General features: G+C 73.8%; 3 protein-coding genes. All 3 read left to right on the forward strand.

What is annotated here, in order from left to right; genetic code table 11:
- Positions 1 to 961: phosphopantetheine-binding protein (locus J0670_RS40090; RefSeq protein WP_279383114.1), on the forward strand; the 961-nt coding region annotated here is incomplete at its 5' end.
- 114 nt (positions 962 to 1,075) lie between these two features.
- Positions 1,076 to 1,912, forward strand: a complete 837-nt coding sequence (locus tag J0670_RS33225) for a hypothetical protein (RefSeq protein ID WP_207815911.1) — start codon at positions 1,076 to 1,078, stop codon at positions 1,910 to 1,912.
- Positions 1,913 to 1,917: 5 nt separating this feature from the next.
- A partial coding sequence (locus tag J0670_RS33230) for a condensation domain-containing protein (RefSeq protein WP_207815913.1) occupies positions 1,918 to 3,547 on the forward strand: 1,630 nt, incomplete at its 3' end.

The raw sequence follows: 3,547 nt of genomic DNA on the forward strand, positions 1-3,547 counted from the left end.
GCTGCCGCTGTTCTCCACCCGGGCCATGGCCTGGGCGGAGGGCACGGACCTGGCCGCCGACCACTGGGCCGGTGACCCGCAGGACGCCCTGCCGGCACAGGAGTTGGCGGACGCCCTGATCGACGGCGGGTACACCGCGTTCGTCGAGGTCAGCCCGGACCCGGTGCTCACCGAGGCGCTCTCCCGGGCCCTGGACGACAGGGGCCTGCGGGCCGAGGCCGCCGTCACCGGGACGTTCCGGCGCGGCGACGGGGGACTGCGGTCGTGGACGGCCGGCCTGGCCGCCCTCCACGTCCACGGGGTCCCCGTGGACTGGGCCGCCGTCCTCGGCGGCGGGAGCCGCGTCGACCTGCCGACGTACGCCTTCCAGCGGGAGCACTACTGGCCGCAGCCGCCGGCCCGCAGGCCCGACGCCGGGCCGGCCGCGGCCGGTTCCGTCTCACCGGGCGAGGAGCGGTTCTGGGCCGCGCTGGAAGGCGGGGACATGGCCGCCCTGGCCGAGGTGCTGGGCCTGGCCGGGCCGTTGCGGGAGGACATGCCGCTCGGCACGGTGCTGGCACAGCTCTCGACGTGGCGCCGACGGGAACGCGAACTCGCCCCGCAGGACGGCCCGCAGGGCGAGGACGGCACCGGCCACGGGCCCAGGCACCTCGCCTGGCTGCGGCAGTTGGCCGCCCTCCCGCAGCCCGAGCGGCAGGAACTGCTGCTCGACCTGGTCCGCCAGGAGATCGCCTCGATGCTCGGCTACGCGACGGTCGATCCGGTGCGCCCGAACGGCGATGTCTTCGAGATGGGAATGAACTCGATGACGGCCGTTCAACTGCGGGAAAGTGTCGGCGAGCTGACCGGCCTTAAGCTGCCGGAGGGCTTCGTCTATGACCTCTATCGGCCGGAAGCGATCGCGGAGTTCCTCCTCGGCGAGCTGACGGTGGCGCTCCGGGAAGGCGCCGTGGACCAGTGAGAGGTTCCTGGGAATCCGGAACCGCGCGAGCGTCCGACAGGTTTTTCGACAATCAGTTCCGCGGGCCGCACCGCAGGAAAACCAGCCATCCGACTCCGAAGACGGGATGAGAAAGTGCCGAACGAGAACGCCTGGAGCGTCATAACCGCCCCCACGTCGAAGTCCCTGATCCTCGGAGTCGACTTCCCGGCGGCCGGACGCCGCGAGGCCGGGTTCGAGGACCTCGCCGAGAAGATGGGCCCGGCCTGGGCCGGTCACGGCTTCCTGCAGACCACGCCCCCGCCCGTCCGCCTGGCAGACCGGCCGGCCGGTGACTACTACACCGACTTCTGGCTGCGGGACGGCGACTGGGACGCGTACGAGGTGGTGGCCGTGCTCGGCTACTGCGTCGGCGGCGTCTACGCGGGGGAGATCGCCGAGCGCCTGGCGCAGCGGCAGGGCACCGCACCCAAGGTGATCCTCTTCGACGCGCAGGTCACCGACCTGCAGCTGCTGGAGTCGGAGATCCACAAGATGATCGGGCTGGCCGGCCCGGTCTTCACCGCCGACGAGGCGGAGCACGCCCGCAAGCGCGCCGCCGAGATCGTCGGAACCCCGTCGATCGGCCTGCTCGACGCGGCCGTCGAGATCGTGGGCCTCTACCGCGAGATGGCCTCCATCGCCTTCCAGCGGATCGGCCTCGCCGAGGCCCGCCGGGACGAGGTCGTCCGGCTCTTCGAGTCGTACATGACGTGGCTCTCCGCCGCCTCCCAGATCGACCCGAGCCGGGCCTGGGGCGGTTCCCTCTCCATCACCTCGTCCGACTACGCCGAACTGGAGCGCGGCGGCGCGGCGACGGTCGTCAACGCCACCAAGTCGCTCGGCCGGCGGATCGAGCTGGAGATCGGCCACGTCGACCTCCTGCGGGACCCCTCCACCGTTCGCACCCTGCTCGACAGCGCCGAATTCTGAGCGAGATGAAGACCTCGAGCAAAGAGAAGGCCCTCTGGCTGCTGGAGCAGCTGGTCCCGGGGACCGGGGTCAACAACCTGGGGCTCGGCCTCCAGGTGAGCGGCCGGCTCCGGCCGGACGTGCTGAGGGCGGCCCTGGCCATCGTGGCCGGCCGGTTCGAGGTGCTGCGGACCGTCTACCGCACGACCGGGGCGGACCTGGTCAAGGAGGTCGTCCCCGCGGGCGAGTTCGCGGTGGACATCGAGCCGCTCGACCTGTCGGGCGGCTCCCTGGAGGGGGACCTGACGGCGTTCACCGACCGCCCCTTCCGGCTCGACGGGCAGCCCCTGGTCAGAGTCGGACTCGCCGCCCACCCGGACGGCGACGTCCTCTGCGTGGCGGTGCACCACCTGGTGTTCGACATGGTCTCCGTCGCCCTCTTCCTCCAGGCGTTCATCCCGGTCTACGACGCGATCGCGGCGGGACGGCCGGTGCCGGCGCAGGCCACCGCGCCGGCACCGGCCCTCGCCGAGCCCGAGCCCAAGCCGGCCGACCTGGCCTACTGGCGGCAGACCCTGGAGGGCTTCCGGCCCGACGGCCTCGACCTGTGGTGCGGCACCCCGCGCGGCCGGCAGCCCGAGCTGGCCGGTGCGAGCGCGAGCCGGGCGCTCTCCGTCGAGGCGCAGCAGGCCGCGGGGCAGCTGCAGCGCACGCTGCGCGCACCCCTCGGTGCGGTGATGCTGGCCGCGTACGCCGCCCTGCTCGCCTCGCACGGTGCCGGACCCGACCTCGTCATCGGCTCCCCGGTCAACGTCCGCGGGGCGAACACCGCCGCCATCGGCTACCACGTCAACGTCGTGCCGATCCGGATCCGGGTGGACCTCGCCGAGGGCTTCCGGGCCCTCGCGCGCCAGGCCCGCGACGCGTTCCTCGGGGCGATGGCGCACGCCGAAACCCCGGTCGACGAGCTGACCGGGGAGCTCCCCGGGATCGGCACGTCCTGGCAGACCCAGCTCTTCCGGCACCTGTTCAACTTCCTGCCCGAGGCGCCGGCCGTCGAGCTGTCGGTCGACGGCATGGCGGCCCGGGTGCTGACGGTCGAGAACCCCCACAGCAAGTTCGACCTGGAGCTGGTCGGCTCGCCGTCCCGGGCGGAGGTCGTGTTCCGGTACTCCGAGACGCTGGCCCGCGCCGACGTCGAGGCGTTGCTGGAGCGCTTCGACGCCCTGCTGGTCGCGGCGGCGCAGGACCCGGACCGGCCGCTCGCCGACACGGCGGGCTGGAGCGAGGCCGACCGCCGGGCCGTCGACGGCCCGGCCGGGACGGCGGTTCCGGCCGGGCACCCGACCGTTCCCCAGGCGTTCCGCACCTGGGCGCGGCGGTCCCCCGACGCCCCGGCCGTCGCCGACGGCGGACACACCGTCAGCTACCGGCAGGTGGACGAGGCCGCGGCGGCCGTCCGCACGCTGCTGGCCGGCGCCGGCGTCCGCGCCGGCGACACGGTGGCGGTCGCCGTTCCCCGGGCCGAAGCCGCCGCCGCGGTCCTCGGCGTCTGGCGGGCCGGCGCCGTCTGCCTGCCGCTCGACCCCGGGCACGACCCGTCCTGGCTGACCGGGCAGCTCATCCACGCGCGGGTGAAGGCCGTCCTCACCGGGA

This window comes from Streptomyces sp. FH025 (assembly GCF_017427025.1).
Taxonomy (GTDB): domain Bacteria; phylum Actinomycetota; class Actinomycetes; order Streptomycetales; family Streptomycetaceae; genus Kitasatospora.